17 protein-coding genes, 1 tRNA gene and 1 pseudogene are annotated in these 16,349 nt (G+C 62.8%); 8 read left to right on the forward strand and 11 right to left on the reverse strand.

What is annotated here, in order from left to right:
• Nucleotides 1–8: 8 nt before the first annotated feature.
• Nucleotides 9–574: pseudogene (locus ACTIEW_RS05295) on the reverse strand (IS5 family transposase); the annotation flags it as partial.
• Between the two features lie 84 nt (nucleotides 575–658).
• Between ACTIEW_RS05295 and ACTIEW_RS05300 the strand changes: the two are divergent.
• The 4 genes from ACTIEW_RS05300 (at nucleotide 659) to ACTIEW_RS05315 (ending at nucleotide 6,805) form a co-directional block, all read left to right on the forward strand.
• Nucleotides 659–1,045, forward strand: a complete 387-nt coding sequence (locus ACTIEW_RS05300) for a hypothetical protein (protein ID WP_439476872.1) — start codon at nucleotides 659–661, stop codon at nucleotides 1,043–1,045.
• A 452-nt stretch (nucleotides 1,046–1,497) separates the two neighbouring features.
• Nucleotides 1,498–4,257, forward strand: coding sequence for a hypothetical protein (locus ACTIEW_RS05305; RefSeq protein ID WP_439476873.1), 2,760 nt, complete (start codon nucleotides 1,498–1,500; stop codon nucleotides 4,255–4,257).
• A gap of 441 nt (nucleotides 4,258–4,698) precedes the next feature.
• Complete coding sequence (locus tag ACTIEW_RS05310) at nucleotides 4,699–6,015, forward strand: phosphorylase family protein (protein ID WP_439476874.1); 1,317 nt, start codon at nucleotides 4,699–4,701, stop codon at nucleotides 6,013–6,015.
• A gap of 283 nt (nucleotides 6,016–6,298) precedes the next feature.
• The gene (locus tag ACTIEW_RS05315) at nucleotides 6,299–6,805 is read left to right on the forward strand and encodes a RipA family octameric membrane protein (protein WP_439476875.1); all 507 of its coding nucleotides are present in this window, start codon (nucleotides 6,299–6,301) and stop codon (nucleotides 6,803–6,805) included.
• Nucleotides 6,806–7,041: 236 nt separating this feature from the next.
• On the opposite strand, the gene ACTIEW_RS05320 is transcribed toward ACTIEW_RS05315, so the two are convergent.
• The gene (locus tag ACTIEW_RS05320; protein WP_439476876.1) at nucleotides 7,042–7,203 is read right to left on the reverse strand and encodes a hypothetical protein; all 162 of its coding nucleotides are present in this window, start codon (nucleotides 7,201–7,203) and stop codon (nucleotides 7,042–7,044) included.
• Nucleotides 7,204–7,256: 53 nt separating this feature from the next.
• Here ACTIEW_RS05320 and ACTIEW_RS05325 point away from each other — a divergent pair, with 53 nt between their 5' ends.
• Nucleotides 7,257–7,487, forward strand: a complete 231-nt coding sequence (locus tag ACTIEW_RS05325) for a hypothetical protein (protein WP_439476877.1) — start codon at nucleotides 7,257–7,259, stop codon at nucleotides 7,485–7,487.
• A 363-nt stretch (nucleotides 7,488–7,850) separates the two neighbouring features.
• Here the strand turns inward: ACTIEW_RS05325 and ACTIEW_RS05330 are convergent.
• Nucleotides 7,851–7,940, reverse strand: a tRNA-Ser gene (locus ACTIEW_RS05330).
• 180 nt (nucleotides 7,941–8,120) lie between these two features.
• On the opposite strand from ACTIEW_RS05330, the gene msrA reads away from it, so the two are divergent.
• Both msrA and ACTIEW_RS05340 read left to right on the forward strand, forming a co-directional pair.
• A complete protein-coding gene (gene msrA, locus ACTIEW_RS05335; RefSeq protein ID WP_439476878.1) occupies nucleotides 8,121–8,771 on the forward strand; it encodes a peptide-methionine (S)-S-oxide reductase MsrA in 651 nt (216 codons plus the stop codon).
• A gap of 2 nt (nucleotides 8,772–8,773) precedes the next feature.
• A complete protein-coding gene (locus ACTIEW_RS05340) occupies nucleotides 8,774–9,118 on the forward strand; it encodes an MmcQ/YjbR family DNA-binding protein (protein ID WP_439476879.1) in 345 nt (114 codons plus the stop codon).
• Here ACTIEW_RS05340 and ACTIEW_RS05345 read toward each other — a convergent pair.
• The 8 genes from ACTIEW_RS05345 to flgF all read right to left on the reverse strand — a co-directional run bounded on the left by ACTIEW_RS05345 (nucleotide 9,115) and on the right by flgF (nucleotide 15,513).
• Nucleotides 9,115–10,920: a DUF885 domain-containing protein gene (locus ACTIEW_RS05345; RefSeq protein ID WP_439476880.1), complete on the reverse strand. Its 1,806-nt coding sequence runs from the start codon at nucleotides 10,918–10,920 to the stop codon at nucleotides 9,115–9,117. The genes ACTIEW_RS05340 and ACTIEW_RS05345 overlap by 4 nt on opposite strands.
• A gap of 51 nt (nucleotides 10,921–10,971) precedes the next feature.
• A complete protein-coding gene (locus ACTIEW_RS05350; RefSeq protein ID WP_439476881.1) occupies nucleotides 10,972–11,481 on the reverse strand; it encodes a hypothetical protein in 510 nt (169 codons plus the stop codon).
• A gap of 15 nt (nucleotides 11,482–11,496) precedes the next feature.
• Nucleotides 11,497–11,925, reverse strand: a complete 429-nt coding sequence (locus ACTIEW_RS05355; protein ID WP_439476882.1) for a hypothetical protein — start codon at nucleotides 11,923–11,925, stop codon at nucleotides 11,497–11,499.
• Nucleotides 11,926–11,963: 38 nt separating this feature from the next.
• A complete protein-coding gene (locus ACTIEW_RS05360) occupies nucleotides 11,964–12,431 on the reverse strand; it encodes a hypothetical protein (protein WP_439476883.1) in 468 nt (155 codons plus the stop codon).
• 181 nt (nucleotides 12,432–12,612) lie between these two features.
• A complete protein-coding gene (flgH, locus tag ACTIEW_RS05365; RefSeq protein WP_439476884.1) occupies nucleotides 12,613–13,347 on the reverse strand; it encodes a flagellar basal body L-ring protein FlgH in 735 nt (244 codons plus the stop codon).
• 13 nt (nucleotides 13,348–13,360) lie between these two features.
• Complete coding sequence (locus ACTIEW_RS05370) at nucleotides 13,361–13,978, reverse strand: flagella basal body P-ring formation protein FlgA (RefSeq protein ID WP_439476885.1); 618 nt, start codon at nucleotides 13,976–13,978, stop codon at nucleotides 13,361–13,363.
• Nucleotides 13,975–14,763, reverse strand: coding sequence for a flagellar basal-body rod protein FlgG (gene flgG, locus ACTIEW_RS05375; RefSeq protein ID WP_439476886.1), 789 nt, complete (start codon nucleotides 14,761–14,763; stop codon nucleotides 13,975–13,977). Before flgG ends, ACTIEW_RS05370 begins: the two co-directional genes overlap by 4 nt.
• A 15-nt stretch (nucleotides 14,764–14,778) precedes the next feature.
• On the reverse strand, nucleotides 14,779–15,513 hold the full coding sequence (gene flgF, locus ACTIEW_RS05380) for a flagellar basal-body rod protein FlgF (protein ID WP_439476887.1): 735 nt from the start codon (nucleotides 15,511–15,513) through the stop codon (nucleotides 14,779–14,781).
• Between the two features lie 176 nt (nucleotides 15,514–15,689).
• Here flgF and ACTIEW_RS05385 point away from each other — a divergent pair, with 176 nt between their 5' ends.
• Nucleotides 15,690–16,349, forward strand: coding sequence for a flagellar basal body-associated FliL family protein (locus ACTIEW_RS05385; protein ID WP_439476992.1), 660 nt, complete (start codon nucleotides 15,690–15,692; stop codon nucleotides 16,347–16,349).

Here is a 16,349-nt window from a genome sequence, read left to right on the forward strand (position 1 = left end):
GCGGTGCATTTGAGCTGACAGAGCCCCTGTCTGAAAGCGATGGAATCGTAGGCCCGGTCGGCCATCACGGCGACCGGCGCAAAGCCTTCAATCAGGGCGGGCGCGGCGAGGATGTCGTGGCTCTGGCCGGCGGCGAGCAGGAAGCGAACGGGTCGGCCCAGACTGTCGCAGGCCATGTGGATCTTGGTCGTCAGTCCACCTCGGGAACGCCCCACAGCCGGATCCAGGCCCACCTTTTTGAGCCGGAGCCCCGGCCGGTCGTCGCCTGCTGGTGCGCTCTGACCAAGGTCGAATCCAGCATCAGATACTGGTTGTCCCGGTCCTTGATCAGATCAGCGAATACCCGTTCCCAGACCCCGGATCGCGACCAGCGGCTGAACCGCTGGTGCGCCGTCTTCCACTTGCCGGAGCGCTCCGGCAGGTCAGGCCAGTGCGCGCCCGACCTCAGAACCCACAGCACCCCATTCACAAACAGCCGGTTGTCGGCCCCCGTCCTGCCCGGGTCGCCCGCCTTGCCCGGCAGCAGCGGTGCAATCCGCTCCCACTGCGCATCGCCCAGTTCGTACCGCTTCACGCCCATCATCGACCTCCGCCAAAGCGGAGACCTATGAATCACGCATTCAGGTCGACGTGAATCCCTGAATGTCGATTGGACCTAGTGACCGACGCAGACAGCTTCGACCTGTTCAACGAGGCGCGAGCCCGGTTCTTGTCATCTATGGCGTCAGAGCACTTGAGTTCATCAGAAGGTACCCTTTGCTCAGTCGTTATCCTGACGCATCTGCTCGCCGACCGGCCAGTCTTCATTGAAGCCCTCAGCCGGTACCTCACGATCAGTCGCGTGATTGCCATCCCCTATTCGACCGATCAACGGGTCGCCGATTGGGTGGCTGCGCGATTTACCCTTGCTCAGCCGAGCCTGCAGGAACTGCAACAGGGTGGGGTCGTCCGCGACGCCCTCCTGCACGACGGGACCGCGGCGCAAATCCTCATTGAAATCGGCGGGTACGGCGCGCGGGTCACGTCAGGGGTAGGGCGCAGTTAGGCTGGCGGCACTCGAACCTTGGGTCGAGAAACCATTTGGGAACTCCTTTGTCGGAAACTCCGTTTAGATCGCCAGGTGCGCCATGCTCATGGTTCTAGACAGACAGGACGGCAAGTCCGACATCGCCAATGTTGAGCTGGTTGTATGCCCGGCTCTGCTAGGTGATCCCTCTCTGCTCTCATCTACATTGAGGATCCTACGTGGGCAGAGCGAGACACTGCTGCTTGGCGAGCGGTCAGCAGGATCGTTTCGCTGGGGGAGCAACATCATCGCTTGGCGCCTTCTGTTTGAAGCTCCGAGGTCGAGCGGAAGCCCCCCCAAATATGTCCTGGCGGTGGATACGGTCGCTGCTACGTCGACCGCTGGCTAATTAGCCGAACGCTGGTCGTTGACCCCCTGCTAATGTTCCGGCACGTTCCGCGCTCTGCGTAATCGGGTGGGCCCGCCTAATCATGAGCACTGAACATGGAGCGTACGCTCCCGGCTTCGCGGTGCGAGCCCAGATCGCAAGGGCGATCGCTCTTAGCCAGCCCCATGCGGTCGAATTCGAGAATAGGAAGCCGAGCCTCTCTCGGGATTCGTTCCTCAAACGTTACACTGAGACAGTCGACGGTGGATCGGAATCATTTATCGATCTGCAGATCATTTCTCTAATCCATCGGGAAGAAGAGCTCGATCGAGCTGTTCAGACGCACGACGCTCTAATTTCATTTTCCAACAGCGAGTATCTAGGTGCTCTAGCCCTCGGTTTTCTGTCTGGCGCTCGAATACCTGAAGCGGTGAACATAGAGAGCAATCTGGATCGTTCGATATTCCTCCAAAGCGCTGCACTCAGAGCCAATGACGATCGAGACTTCGCGAGTGGCGTGGCGACGTTTGTGTCGACCTGCTTCAAGAGTTTCGGCCTACACTACCCCCTTCGCTCCTTCGCCGAACTCGCCAAGCTCGCACACGCCTTCGAAATTTCGTGGTCCCCGAATTCGCTTCATCGCGTACCGGAACTAGCGAACGAGATAACTGCGAGCAGTTGGTATGTATGGGGGCCGGAATTCCGCTTAGCGCTGTTAGATCTCGCTGAAGGCAGCCCGCCGGGACGGGCTCATTTGACCGAAATTTATGGCCTCACTTATCTATCGGCGAGGGTCCAAGCACTACGAGACGCTGCAGAGGCAGCTCTCGATATGGACTTCGAGCCCGAGGGAGACGGTGACATTGGCGAAGCGGCGATTGAACGCTATGCCGTGCAATCACGTGCGAGAACAGGCCGCAGCACCCGGTCCGCGCTCGACAATGATTACTTCGAGTTAGCTGAAAGTCTCATTAATTCTCTGAGACGAGGCTTGCGCACTAACAAGCTTGAGCAAGCGTACAGGGCAATCGCTCTTTTGCACGAGCTCGATCCTAGTATTCTAGATTTTCTTGACTGGGAAAAACTGAATCACTTAATGCCGACCTTCAGGGAGGCCCCATCCATACCTAAATGTTTCTGCGATATTATGTTTGCGACCAGGAGCAACAATTCTCTGGCCCTTCGTGTTGCGCGGGGGGATGGGGTCTTTATCGGAAGCTATTCCCGGGTCATTGAAGCAAGTCGCCGACAGAATAAGTCTCTTTATGCGTTAGTGGGCCAGATCAAAGCCGAACTTCCGCCCCGAGCCGCAGAAACCTTCGCGAACTACATTCTTCGGGGAGACATTGTCGCAGACCTGCACCTGAAGCTTCCTCCACCGACGAGAACAGACGAAGCGCTTGATGATGAGCAGGGGAAGACGGACTATCTTCGAGCTGCGCAGCGAATCGCGCTTGGCCAGCAATTCATCGGCCAGCGTATCCTCGCGCCCCTATCCTGTAATGAAATCTTCGAAGAGGAGCGACGGTGCATCGCACTCCTGAAGTTCAGGAAGGCGCTTGCACGCGGCCGGATCAGAATTCGGCGAGAGTTTCTAAGGCAGGAAGCGGCTCGGTTTGTTGCCCAAGTCTATCCCGGATTGCAGTTTAATCGGAGATATTCGGACTTCAGCAATGAAGAACAGGTGAGCGCTTTTGTAGATTTGCTAAAGATAGACATAGAGGGCCTCATAAAGGGCGTCTTCTTGACGGGCACCAACGCGTTGGACAAGCAGATTTCGAGTAATATCAGACACGGTTGGATTACAGATCGATACCAAGCATCATTTATCAACGCTATCCGAGAGTGTTGCGAATGTGAGCCCCGCGGCGCCTTCAACTGGGAAGACGCTCTCGTTGCAGAGAATCTGGGCGCCGCATACGAAGAAGCGACCAATCTCAAACGAGAAATAGCTCTCAAAGTTGAGATATTTCTCGATCAGCACCTCACTGTCCGCTCAGATTGGCAAGAGTTAGACCACTTGCGGATGCAAATGCGGCAAAGGATGTCTCAAACCTTTACTGCTCGAACAATCATCCTTTCCGACGTAATCGAGGACCTCGCAGCCCACGTGAGATCGACCGTAATAGCTGTTCTCAATCGTATGCGACAGGACTTGGAGACCGTCCTGGTCGCCGACATCAATTCTCTTATAGAGCGTAGCAGAAGTGAAGTTATTCGAGCGCACGGCAATCGCCATGCGGCATTCTTTGACGCGTTGACGCTGTCTGCAGACGCAACGCAAAACGAACTCTCTGGATGGCTGAAGGTCACCGAGGAGGATGTTGAGTTCGGCTCCTATCGGGCTACGCACCTAGTCATGTTTGAGGCACACATTGTTCACCTAAGCACTTCGAAACAGCTGAATGTAGAGGTCAAATGTGCTCAGGAGCGCGAAGGAAAATCTATCCGCCGCTTCGATTTCGAACTCCGGGGCGGCAGCTTTGTGGCGATGACTGAGGTGGTCCACAACCCTATGTCGAACGCCATGAAACATAGCGGGGAGGGGCGGATGACCGAGATAGCCCTAAGCTTTATAGGGCGCGGCGACGAGTTCATAGTCCAGTGCTACAATTCCTATACTTCTCAGGCGTTCAAGGTGATGCGCGCCGACAGGGAGAGAATTGCGCAGCTGGCAAAGGGAGAGAGCAGCGAGTTCGCTGGTCGTGAAGGGAGCTCGGGCTTTCAGAAGATCGTTGACGTGTGCAGACACCGTTTGGGAGTCGTGCCGAAGATCAACTTCATTATGCCTAAAGCCGGCCGCCATCATACATCCGTGGAGGTTAGGATACCAGCGGGGGATCTGGTGGTGAAGGTGTTGTGATGAAGGTTCTGTGCATAGAAGATCAAGAAACCAAGTTCAAAGCCATTAGGGATGCCCTCCGTGGCGGCTTCGGCGCCGAGGTGACCTGGGCACGGGCAGTCTCAGCCTCCCTCGGCTTGCTAGCCGAACCGTGGGATCTCCTGGTTCTTGACATGAATTTTCCCGCCGCCGGAGCTACCGGGCGTGAGGTTGGGCGACGGGAAACGTCCGGGATCAGGGTCTTGCAGGTAATGAGCGCGCAAGACAGCCGCGTGCCCGTCATAATTGCGACGGCTCACGATTCATTTGTTGAAAGCAAAGATTTCAAAATCTCGGGCATCGATGAGCTAGACGAGGTTCTACGTTCCGCATTTCCCAAGTTGTACCGGGGCGCAGTGCGAGTTGATCATACAGCCGAAGCGTGGCGAGACACGTTCCTTAGGCTAGTGGAAGGCCTCGGGTTTGAACGACGATATTGAAATACTGCTCGTCGAGGACGACGCGGCCAAAGCTGAGCGCATCATGGCGACCCTGGCAGCGGCTGTCGAACCCGCTGCTATTCGGTTTACCCATGCGGTCGACTACGAAACCGCACGGGACTGTCTGAAACAGGCCCACCATGATGTGCTTATACTCGATTTGCACATTCCCGGCGCTGGTCAGATGCCATCGCCAGCTTTCGCCATAGCATTGCTACAGGACTTGGTGAAGGGCATCCTCAATGCCCCTACACACGTCATCGGGCTAACACAGCACGAGGAGTCTGCACTCCTACATCGGGAGTCGTTTGCGCGTTACTTGTTCCACCTGGAAATATTTTCACACAACGACACCGGTTGGGCGCGGCGGATAGCGGACAAGCTTCGCTACCTCTTCGACGCGCAGCGGGCAATGTCGCGGTATGCGCTGTCAAGGAGCGGCACAGACATCCTCGTGGTGGTGGCAAGAGGTGGAAGCGAGTTTGTCCCTATATCGTCGAGGATCGACTGGGTTGCAGAGCCCCAAGACGGTCATGTGATGTTCCCGGGATCACGGGTGCTCCACGGGATGGTGAAAACCCCCAGTGGGGAACAGCGCAGTCTTGTGTTCGCCTGCTTCGAAGAGATGGGCATAGCTGCCGCCGCGGTGCATTCAAGCAACCTTCTGCACGTTTTCCGCCCTAAGTTGGTCGCAATGCTGGGGATGTGCTGTGGCTTTCGCACAGCAGGGAGGAATGCAAACCTCAATGATATAATCGTGGCGGATGAAGTGGCGTGTTGGGATGAAGGAAAGTATGTAGAAGGGACAGAAGATATCAGTCGTTTCATTAGTCGTGCAAAAACGATAACAGTGCGGGAGCCGCTAGCGAAGTACCTTAGTAGCTTTATGGAGCGACGCGGTGACGCGCTCGCGAAGAAACTGTCAAAAATGCCGGAAAACACGCGCTTGGTTAGGCTCTCGCAACTCGCAGGCTATAGTTCGCCAAACATCGAACTGAAGGCTGGGCGGATTGTGAGCGGTCTTAGTGTCGTAAGTGACAGAGAGAAGGTAAGGTCAATATTGGAGCGGTCGCCTAGTGCCGTTGCGCTGGACATGGAAACCTATGGCGTATTCAAAGCGGCGAAATCGATGCCTCTTTTTAGACCGTACTTCGTGGCGATCAAAGGGGTGGCGGATTTCGGGTTTGACAAAGTCGACAAGAGATTTGATCCCGCGCAAAAGACAGCTTCGGTCCTTTCTTACGCTACGTTTTGGGAGTTCATGGACTTCTTGGAAGGTGAGACGACGTTCTGGGAATAGATGCTGCAAAGGCTCCCTTGGGTGCATCAAAGGATGAACAGACGGCACGGCTCGTTCGGCGTGATGTGGCCTGTATGTTTCTCGGGGTCAGTCCGGCTTGCCGCGGAGCTAGGTTTGGGGTGACGGAGCCCTCCGGCCGAGATCTTGACCTAGCTGAGACTTTGGACCGACATTAGGTGCGTCGAATTCAAATGGGCCGGCGGGGTCTTCGGGCGAGCCAAGGGAATTCCGAAATTCTAATCTGGCCCGGAGCTGCGGCCATCATCTAAGGATGGGCATTGGCGTGGATCTCTGGACCTGGATCACTAGGGTGCTGAGTGCCGGGGGGGCAGCGCCTGTAACCGGAAGCTTGGTAGAACGTGACGCGTTGGATCACGCTTGGGCTTGGTTCGACCTCCATTCCAAACAGCGCATGCAGACGGTCCACTTCTACATGATTTTGATGGCGGCTCTCCTTGCGGGCTGTGCGGGCGCGATCAAGGACAACCAGCAGGAATTCCTGCTAGCGCTCGGGGTGGCGATAGTACTTATCTCTGGGCTGTTTTACGGATTCGACCAGCGTGCCCGACAACTAGTTAAGATCGGCGAGAGGGCCCTCGAAGCTGAGGAAACCAAACTGGCCAAGCTCTCCACTCCTGCCCTCAACCTGATCAAGGAGGCTGCCCGCACCGGAAAAACCCGCCTGAGCTACGGCAAGCTGCTGAAAATTATGTTCGCGACGTTTGCACTGGGAGGTCTCCTTATTGCCATCTTTGCGGGCTTGGCGCTCGTACAGGCGGCGAAAGCTTGATCGTGTCGACCATAAGGTGCGTGCCAAGTTTCGCGTACCCGGTTTCACATCCTGAAGCGCTCAGAGAATGTCCAAGAACTCGTAGTGCGATCCAGAATGACCAACTGCGGGGATGCTGCCAGTCGTCCAACCGGTCGGTCCGACTTCTCGGAATCCCGCGTGTCGGCGACCGACCCTGATCAGGGCCTCGCGTCCGGGACGGTCTGTTGGGCGCGTCAGGTTCGAGTCTCACCACCTCACCAACCGCGCCATTCCCAGTCCTCGATTGGCGGCAGACGGTCGAATGGGGCCGAGCCGTCCAGCAGCGGGTCGATGGCGTCCGCCTCCACCTGAGCCCAAGCCCGCCAGCTGGCGTAGTCTTCGGCCTCGGCCGTGGGCGAGCTATCCGCCGCGAGCACTCAACGGCGAGCCGCCGAAGCGCGGTTGCATCAGCCAGCCGCTGGTCAAGGCGGTGAAGCGGGCCCATGAGCTTCTCGATGCCCATGCCGATGCCAATCGCGTCCTGCTGCAGGCGCCCCCGACTGTTCATGAGCGCGGCCTGATCCGGCTCGCCTGGCTCGCGCCGGATTTGCAACTCGCGATGCTCGAAGGTCGGCAGAAGACGGGGCTCTGCCTGGAGGATTTGCGCTTCGCGCCTATCCCGCTGTGCTGGGACGACCAGCGGCGGATGCTCGCGGAATGACCCGCGCCAGGCGTTTCCTGCCGGCGGCGTTGTTTCCCTGATCAGGCCGACAATTTTCCCTGCTAACGACAGCGCCCGGATACCAGCCGGCCGGTCGAAAGGGCTGCTGGCATTAGGTCCCGGCGTCGAGGCGGTTCGGCGACCGCCGCCAAGAAAGCGGAAATTCCCTGCTAATTTCCCTGTTAGCAGGGAAACTCCACCGGATCTTTGGACGACAGAGACGGCGGCCGAGGGTTCTTGGGGTTTATGGCCCGCAAACACCCGCCCCGTCTGGCGATCGCACTAGTTTGCGGCCCGCAAGAGTCGAGTTCGCGGGCCTGTCGGCGATGCAATTTTATTTTTGATATTCAATGGGTTAAACGGTGGCGGACAGAGAGGGATTCGAACCCTCGGTAGGCTTTCACCTACACACGCTTTCCAAGCGTGCGCGATCGACCACTCCGCCACCTGTCCGTTTCCACGACGTGCGTGAACGCGCCGGAGGTCGATCCGGCGCGAGGCGAGGCTGATAGAACACCCGGACCCCCTCGGCAAGCGGCGCATGAGGCCCCATATGGAAGAATGATCGTTCGACCGGCCGCGTCGGATCAGGAAGGCGGAGCCTTCTGACCGCGGCCTATCAGGGAGCCCGCCATGTTGTTCCAGAAAACCCACGAAATGCCGACCGCCGCGGAGGCCCTGCCGGGCCGCGCGACGCCTGTGCATACCGACCAGGTCCACCATGTCACCGGCCGCCCGCTGAAGGGGCCGCATCCGGAAGGGTTCGAGACCGCCATTCTCGGCATGGGCTGCTTCTGGGGCGTGGAGCGCATCTTCTGGCAGTTGCCGGGCGTCTGGGTGACCTCGGTCGGCTATTCCGGCGGGATCACGCCCAATCCGACCTATGAGGAGACCTGCACGGGCCGGACCGGTCACGCCGAGGTGGTGCAGGTGGTCTTCAATCCGCATGAGACCAGCTACGGCGATCTGCTGAAGGCCTTCTGGGAGAATCACGACCCGACCCAGGGGATGCGCCAGGGCAACGATGTGGGCACCACCTACCGCTCGGCCATCTACTATCTGAACGACGCCCAGCGGGACGAGGCGGAGGCGTCGCGCGAAGCCTATCAGGCGGCCCTGACGAAGGCCGGACGCGGGACCATCACGACGGAGATCGCGCCGGCGGGCCCATACTATTTCGCCGAGGACTACCACCAGGGCTATCTGGCCAAGAACCCGGCGGGCTATTGCGGCATCGGCGGGACCGGGGTCGTCTGTCCTATCGGCGTGGGCGTGGAGGCCTGATCATGGATCGCGAAGGCGTCGGCAGGGTGTGCCTGGCGTTGCCGTCGGTGACGCTGGACCATCCGTTCGGCGAGGACCACGACGCCTATCGCGTCGGCGGCAAGATCTTCGCCATGGTCGGCGAGCGGGGCGGCATCTCCTTCAAGGTTTCCGACATCGCCTATGAGGTGCTGACCGAATCCGGCCACGCCCGCCCCGCGCCCTATATGGCGCGGAACAAATGGGTGAACCTGCCGCAGATCGGCGACTGGGCCGACGACGAACTGGCCGAGCATCTGGCCATCGCCCACGGCATCGTGGCGGCCAGGCTGACGAAGAAGGCGCGGGCGGCGCTGGGGCTCGCCTAGTCGGCGGGCCGCGCCTTCTCTTCCGCGATCCAGCGGTCCATCCGCTCGTCAAGCAGGGCCATCGGCAGCGGACCGTCGACCAGCAGGGCGTCGTGGAACCGGCGGATGTCAAACCGGTCGCCCAGTTCGGCCTCCGCCCGCGTCCGCACCGCGCGCAACCGGATCTCGCCGATCTTGTAGGCCGTGGCCTGCCCCGGCCAGCCGATATACCGCTGCAGCTCGGTCTCGATGTTGAGCGGGGCCAGGGCCGAGTTGTCGCGGAAACAGGCGCGGGCCTGTTCGATATTCCAGCCCAGCCAGTGGATGCCGGTGTCCGACACCAGCCGACAGGCGCGCCACATCTCGTAGCTCAGCCGCCCGAACCGCTCATACGGCGTGCGATAGAAGCCCATCTCCTCGCCGAGGAACTCCGAATACAGGCCCCAGCCCTCTACGAAGGCGGTGACGTCGACGCTGCGCCGGAAATAGGGGCCGTCCTCGGCCTCCTGCTGCAAGGCGATCTGCAGATGGTGGCCCGGCACCGCCTCATGCAGCGTCAGGGCCGGCAGCTCGTAGAGGCCGCGCTGGTTCAGGCTCGAGGTGTTGACCATATAGCCGCCGGCGACGCCGTTCTCGATGGAGCCCTGGTTGTAGCGGCCGGTGGTGTAGTTGGCCTCGATGGCCAGGGGCACGGGACGCACGCCATAGGGCAGGCGGGGCAGGGTCCCGAACAGGGCCGGCAGGCCGTCGTCGGCCCGTTTGGCCATCTCCGACGCCTTCTCCAGCAGCGCCTCGCGGCTGGTGACGTAGAATTGCGGATCGGTGCGCAGGAAGTTGAGGAAACCAGCGAAATCCCCGGTCCAGCCGGCGGCGCGCATCTCTATATCCATGCGGCCGCGGATCCGGGCGACCTCCTCGAGGCCGATGGCGTGGACTTCGTCAGGCGTCAGGTCCGTGGTAGTGAAGCCGCGCACCAGATAGGCGTACAGCTCGCGCCCGCCGGGCCGATGGACCAGGCCGAGGGTCTCAGGCGCGCGGGGCAGATAGTCCTCACGCAGGAACCGCGCCCATTCGCGCCGCTGCGGCATGATCCCCTCGGCCACGGCCCGCGCCGCCCGTTCGCGCAGGGCGGCCTGCTGGGCGGCCGGGATGGAGGCGGGCAAGGTCTCGAACGGCTTGAGCAGCGGATCGGCGTCCGGCGTCAGCGCCGCCTCGGGCCCGACCAGGGTCAGGGCGTTTTCGACGATGGAGCGGGGCTGGACCAGACCCGTCTCGAGACCGCGCCGGGCGTTGGCCAGCGGATCGGCATAGCTTTTCGGCATGGCCTCCAGGCGGGCGATCCAGGCCTCGGCGTCGGCGGCGGTGGCGATCCGGGTGACGCTGGCGATATAGGCCAGACCCTGTCCCGGTCCGCCCTCGGAGTTGAAGGCGTCAATCCGGCCGGTGTCGAGCGGGATGCGGGCCAGCGACCGCTGGAGCACATAGGTCAGGAAGGTGTGGTTCAGCCGGTCATCGTCGCTCAGCCCGGCGGCGTCGATCGCAACCAGCCGGTCGGCGAACCCCCTGAGCACCGGTTCCTGCGCCACTTCGAAGGCGCGCGAGCCGTCGGGCAGACGCGACAGGGCGGCGCGGTCGCCTTCCATGCCCGCATTGATCGGGTCCACGGCGCGGAGATAGGCCTCGTAGTCGGTGAGAACGACGGCCAGGGCCGGGTTCTCGGCGTTGTGCGCGGCCGGGGCCTGCACCGGTGCGGGATGGGCGAAAACAGGGGCCGCGACGGCGGCGAGTACGGCGATGGCGCCGGCGGCGATGACGAGCTTCATGAGGTCCCTCTCCCGGATTGGGCGTGACTGCACCGGAGCGGAGCCGTCGCGTCAACCGCAGAAGGCGAAGAACCGTTCGATATTCGGCGCGGATTCCGGATGGGGGGCATAGCCCTGCCGTTCGCCGTCCAGCCACAGGGCGATCCAGCCGACCCGTCGGAAGCGCTGGAACACGAGCGCGTCCGTCCCCGCTTCGGCCGTCAGGAAGACGCCTTCATGCAGTTCGGACGGCTCGGACCGCGCCGCAAACCGTTCCGTCTCGCCGCCCGCCTCAACGTGGATCTCGGGCCTGGCGTCGGGACCGGCGACGGCGCTCAACGTCAGCCGTCCGCTGCCTTGACCGCAATCCAGTCCCAGCCGCAAATCATCGCTCTCCGCCAGTCCATAGACCAGTCGAGCCTCTCCGCCGTCGCGATGATAGAACCAGTCATGATCGGCCACGGGCGCCGGCGAGCCGGATGAAGCGCCGGCGGGGGCCGGCTCCACCGGGGTCTCGACCGTGGCGCAGGCCGCAGCACTGAGGGCCAGGACGGTCAGGACAATCAGGGCTGGGGCGCGCATCGACGTCTCCCGCGATCAGCCCGAGCACAGTTCCGCGAACCGGCGCAGCTTGGCAAGGTGCGCGGCGGGGATCTCGATCGGGCGGCGCTGGTCGCCGACGACGATCGCCATCCGACCGTCGACCGTAAAGGCGGCGAACACGGGATGGTCCGTCCGTAGCGCCAGCTTGGTAGCGCCGGCCCGCGCCGTCGCCGCCTCGGCTACGGCGGAGGCTTCGCCGGCGGTGACCCGCGCCATACCGCTCAGGGCCGGGCCGCCATACAGGGTCAGCCGCGCGACGCTCGTGCCCGGATCGCATTCCAGCGTCGTGCGCAGGTTGGCGGTGTCGGGGACTTCATGAGCCAGAACCACCGGCTCCGCGTCGGCGTACAGGGTCCAGGTCCAGGCGGGTTCCGGTGCCGGGCTCTGCGCGGCCAGGGTCGCGATGACGAACAAGGCGATCATGGCTCAGCCCCCGCGGAATGCTCAGTCCACTGTTGTGGTCAGACGCGGTCCGAACCGCAATAGGCGAAAAAGTCGCTGATCAGGCGGCGTTCGGCCGGGTTTGCGGACAATTCGAACTGTCCGGCGTCGGCCTCAACCGCCAATTTGCCGCTTCGGGCCAGCTGGCGCAGGGCTGGATCGCGAACCGAAATCCGCGTCTCATCGGCCAGTCCGCCGCTCAGGGGATCAATCGTCGTCGCCATTGACGCCTTGATCAGACGTCGGCTCGCCGGTTGGACGTCGCCATAAACCGTCGCCTGGGTCTGCCCCCGCTCGCAAGTCATCATCAGGGCCAGTTGGTCGGAGTTTTCAACACCATAGGCCAGTTTGGCCAGCGACCCCTCGCGGCTGAGATGCCAGCCCATCGGTGCAACGCCGGTCTGGACATCAAGGTTTGTCGCCTGCGACTGGGCGGCGAAGGCGATCAGCCCTAGGGCGGCGACGGCTGGAATGGCGATCTTGAGCATCGGGGAATCTCGCGTCTGGTGTCGAAACGCTACATTCCATTAACGGTTCACGGCCCCGCTTGGACGCATCCGGACCTTGTCCGGGATGTGATGAATTTATCGCGCGTTCGGCGAACGGCCGGATTCAGCCCAAGGCCGCGTCGGGTCGGGAGGTCCCGAAGGGCCGACGACCGCGGCCCACCTAGAAGGGACTGAACCGCTCCACCAGCGCCTGGGCCGCGGGCGCGGCCTGGACGCGGCTGATGTCGCCACGGCCGCCGTAGCTGATCCGGGCCTCGGCGATCTGGGTGTGGGCGATGGTGTTGGCCGAGCTGATGTCCTCGGGCCGCACGATGCCGGCGACGGTCAGTTCTCGCACCTCGCGGTTGGTGCGCACTTCCTGCCGGCCCTGGATGACCAGATTGCCGTTGACCATCACGTCCGTGACGACAGCCGCGATTGTCAGGCTGACCTTTTCGGACCGGTTGACCGAACCGGAGCCGTTTGAGTTCGATTCGCCTTCCAGTCCGACCAGATTGGCCGGGTCGAATCCGCCGGGGAAGGCCTGGCCCAGGCTGTTCTCGAGTCCGAAGAAATTGGTGACCCCGCCGGAGATCTCGTTGGTGCGGCTGCGCGCTGTCGAATTCTGGGTCTGGGCGCGGTCGTCGATATCGATGTTGACGGTGACGATGTCGCCGATCCGGCGCGCGCGCTGGTCGCCGAAGAAGGTGCGGGCCCCGGCGCGCCACAGGCTGTTGGCGCTGGCCGCGCGGTCGGCGTGCTGCTGCTCCGGCGAAGGCAGATAGGTCTGGCTGGTCGGCATCAGGGCGGCGGGATAGCCGATGGGCGCCAGCTCCGGTCCGCGCACAGCCTCGATGGCGGTGGAGCAGGCCCCCAGCGAGAGGGCGGCGGTGGTGACGATCAGGACGGTACGCATAAACTGTATCCCTCTATCGGGCGGCGAAATGTTGGGCGGCGCGGGCTTCCTGAGCGGTCGGGCCTGCGAGGGCCAGACCGGGGCCAATGGCTACGGCGTCGATGGTGCGGCCCGATTGCAGGTTGCGAACCGCCAGACGCTGGCCGGCGGCGGCATTGCCCTCGGCGCGGCCGGTGATGGTCAAGCGCACGCCGCCGACCTCATAGGCGACCTCGACCATGTCGTTGCGAGTGATGACGCGTTCGGCGAGGGCGGTGCGGACGGGCTGGGGCCGGGCGGCGACAGCGGCCGGAGCGCCCTCGGCCGCGGCGGGTGATACGGGAGCAGAAGGGGCGGATGTCGGCGCGGCGGCGGCGTTGCGCACCACCACGCGGCGCAACCCGGTCGGATTTGCCCAGTCCAGGCCCGACTGACGCGCGAGGCTCTGAAGCTGACCGGCCTCAAAGACGATGGAGGGTCCCACGCGGTTCCCGACCACCACATTGGACGCTGCGCCCGCGCCATCGAACAGGTCGCCCAGGGTCACCCGGCCGTCGCTGTCGACGGGGTTGGCCTTCAGCTTTACCGGGCCAGCGACAGCGGCGCCGGCGACTATCAGGGCCGCGACGGCCCCGAGGATCAGGGACCTCATGATTTCACGCCCGCGCTGACCGACAGCATCTGGTCGGCGGTGGTGATGACCTTGGAGTTCATCTCATAGGCGCGCTGGGCGATGATCAGGGCGCTGATTTCGGCCACAGCGTCGACGTTCGAGGCCTCGGTATAGCCGTGCAGCAGCTGGCCGAAGCCGACTTCACCGGGCGTCCCGACATTGGCCGCGCCCGAGGCGGCGGTTTCCATCAGCAGGTTGTCGCCGATCGCCTCCAGCCCCGCCTCGTTGAAGAAGCTGGCCAGCTCCAGCTGGCCGACGACCGACGGCTCGGTCTCTCCGGCGGTGATGACCTGCACCTGTCCCGACTTGGAGATCGACACATCAACCGCGTCCTGCGGGATCGAGATGTTCGGCTGCACCGCATAGCCGTCGTCGGTAACCAGCTGGCCCTCGCCATTCAGTGCGAAATTGCCGGCGCGGGTGAAGGCAGTCTCGCCGGACGGGAGCAGGACCTGGAAATAGCCGCGCCCGTCGATGGCGACATCGTAGCGGCCGCCGGTCTGGGTGGGGGAGCCCTGCTCGGTGATGCGATAGACGCTGCCGGCCTTGACGCCCGCGCCGATCTGGATGCCGGTCGGAACCACCGTGCCCTGGCTGGACGACTGCGCGCCCATCCGTTCGACGTTCTGGTACAGCAGGTCCTGGAACTCGGCCCGCTGCCGCTTGAACCCGACGGTGTTCATGTTGGCGATGTTGTTCGAGATGACCTCGACGTTCAGCTGTTGGGCGGCCATGCCCGAGGCTGCGGTTCTGAGCGCGCGCATGTCTCAGTCTCCCTTCTATGCCCGGCCCAGCCGCTCGACGGCGCGGCGTGACAGGTCGTTGGCGTTCTCGATCATCCGCGTGACGCTCTCGTAGGCGCGCTGGATCTCGATCAGATTGGTGATCTCGAGGATCGGATTGACGTTGGAGCCTTCCAGCATGCCCTGACGCACACGGGCGTCGGTCGCCTCGATAGCGGTGGCGTTGGAGGCGTTGCGGTACAGGCCGTCGCCGCCCTTTTCGAGCGCCGCCAGGGCGTCAAAGCGAACGATGGAAATCCGGCCAACCGGGTTGCCGTTCTGGCTGATCGTGCCGTCCGCGGCTACGGCAGGCTCGCCCAGCGCGCGATCCAGGATGATCTCCCCGCCGTCGCCCTGGACGGCTGCACCGCCCTCGGTCGTCAGCCGGCCTTCGGGATCCAGGGTGAAGGCGCCGTCGCGGGTATAGGCCTCGCCGGCGCCGTCATCGAGCTTGAAGAAGGCGCCCTCGCCCTCGATGGCGAAGTCCAGATTGCGGCCGGTCTGTTCAAGCGCGCCCTGGCCGTAGTCGCGGCCGATGCCGTTATCCAGCACGAAGCTGGCACCTGGCCGGATGAAGGCGTTGCGGGCCCGCTCGCCGATCTCGGCGCCCAGCAGCAGCTGTTCGACCTTGAAACCGGTGGTGTCCGCATTGGCGATGTTGTTGGCCACGATGTCGAGCTCGCGGCGCAGCGTCATCTGGCGTGACAGTCCGACATAGGCGGCGTTTTCCACGAGGCGGCTCCTTTCGGCCATCCCCTCGCAACGGTCGTGCCAACAGGGTTAATCCAGTGCGGACGGGCATTTAGTCGGCTTTGCCGCCCGGATTACCCGGCAGGATTTGCCGGTTCTTAGCGGCTCGTTAACCAAAAAACGCTCGTATGGGTCAGGAGATTCTCGGGGCGTGGTCCATGTTCAAATTCGGCAAGAAGAAGGACGCCAAGGAGGGCGGCGACGAGGCCGCCAACCTGCCGGCCGTTTCGGACGCACCCGGAGCCGAGGGCGAGGATGGCGCTGCGCCGAAGAAGAAGAAACTTCCCCTGCTGTTCATCGTCATTCCGGCCGCCCTGGTGGTGCTGGGCGGCGGCGGGGGTGCGGCCTTCTTTCTGATGCAGCCCAAGGCGGCCTCGGCCGAAGAGGGCGGCCACGGCGCCGAGAAGAAGGGCGGCCATGACAAGAAGGCCGAGAAGAAAGGCGGAGGCCACGGCGCGCCCGCCGACGGGGCTGCGGACGCCTCGCTGGGCGTGATCGCCGAGGGGCCGGACGGCGTCACGTTCTTTACCCTGCCGGACATGGTGGTGAACATTCAGGCTCCCGACGGCCGTCCGACCTACCTGAAACTGAAACTGACGCTGGAGACCCGCGACGCTCATGTGGCCGAGCAGCTGCAGGCCGAGATGCCGCGGATGCAGGACATGTTTCAGGGTTTCCTGCGCGAGCTGCGGCCGGAGGACCTCGCCGGATCGGCCGGCAGCTTCCAACTCCGCGCCGAAATCCTGCGCCGGGTCAATCTGATCGCGGCGCCCGGCAAGGTCGACGCCGTCCTGATCGAAGAAATGCTGGTGCAGTAG

Origin of the sequence: Brevundimonas sp. (assembly GCF_051860745.1) — a bacterium.
Lineage (GTDB): Bacteria > Pseudomonadota > Alphaproteobacteria > Caulobacterales > Caulobacteraceae > Brevundimonas.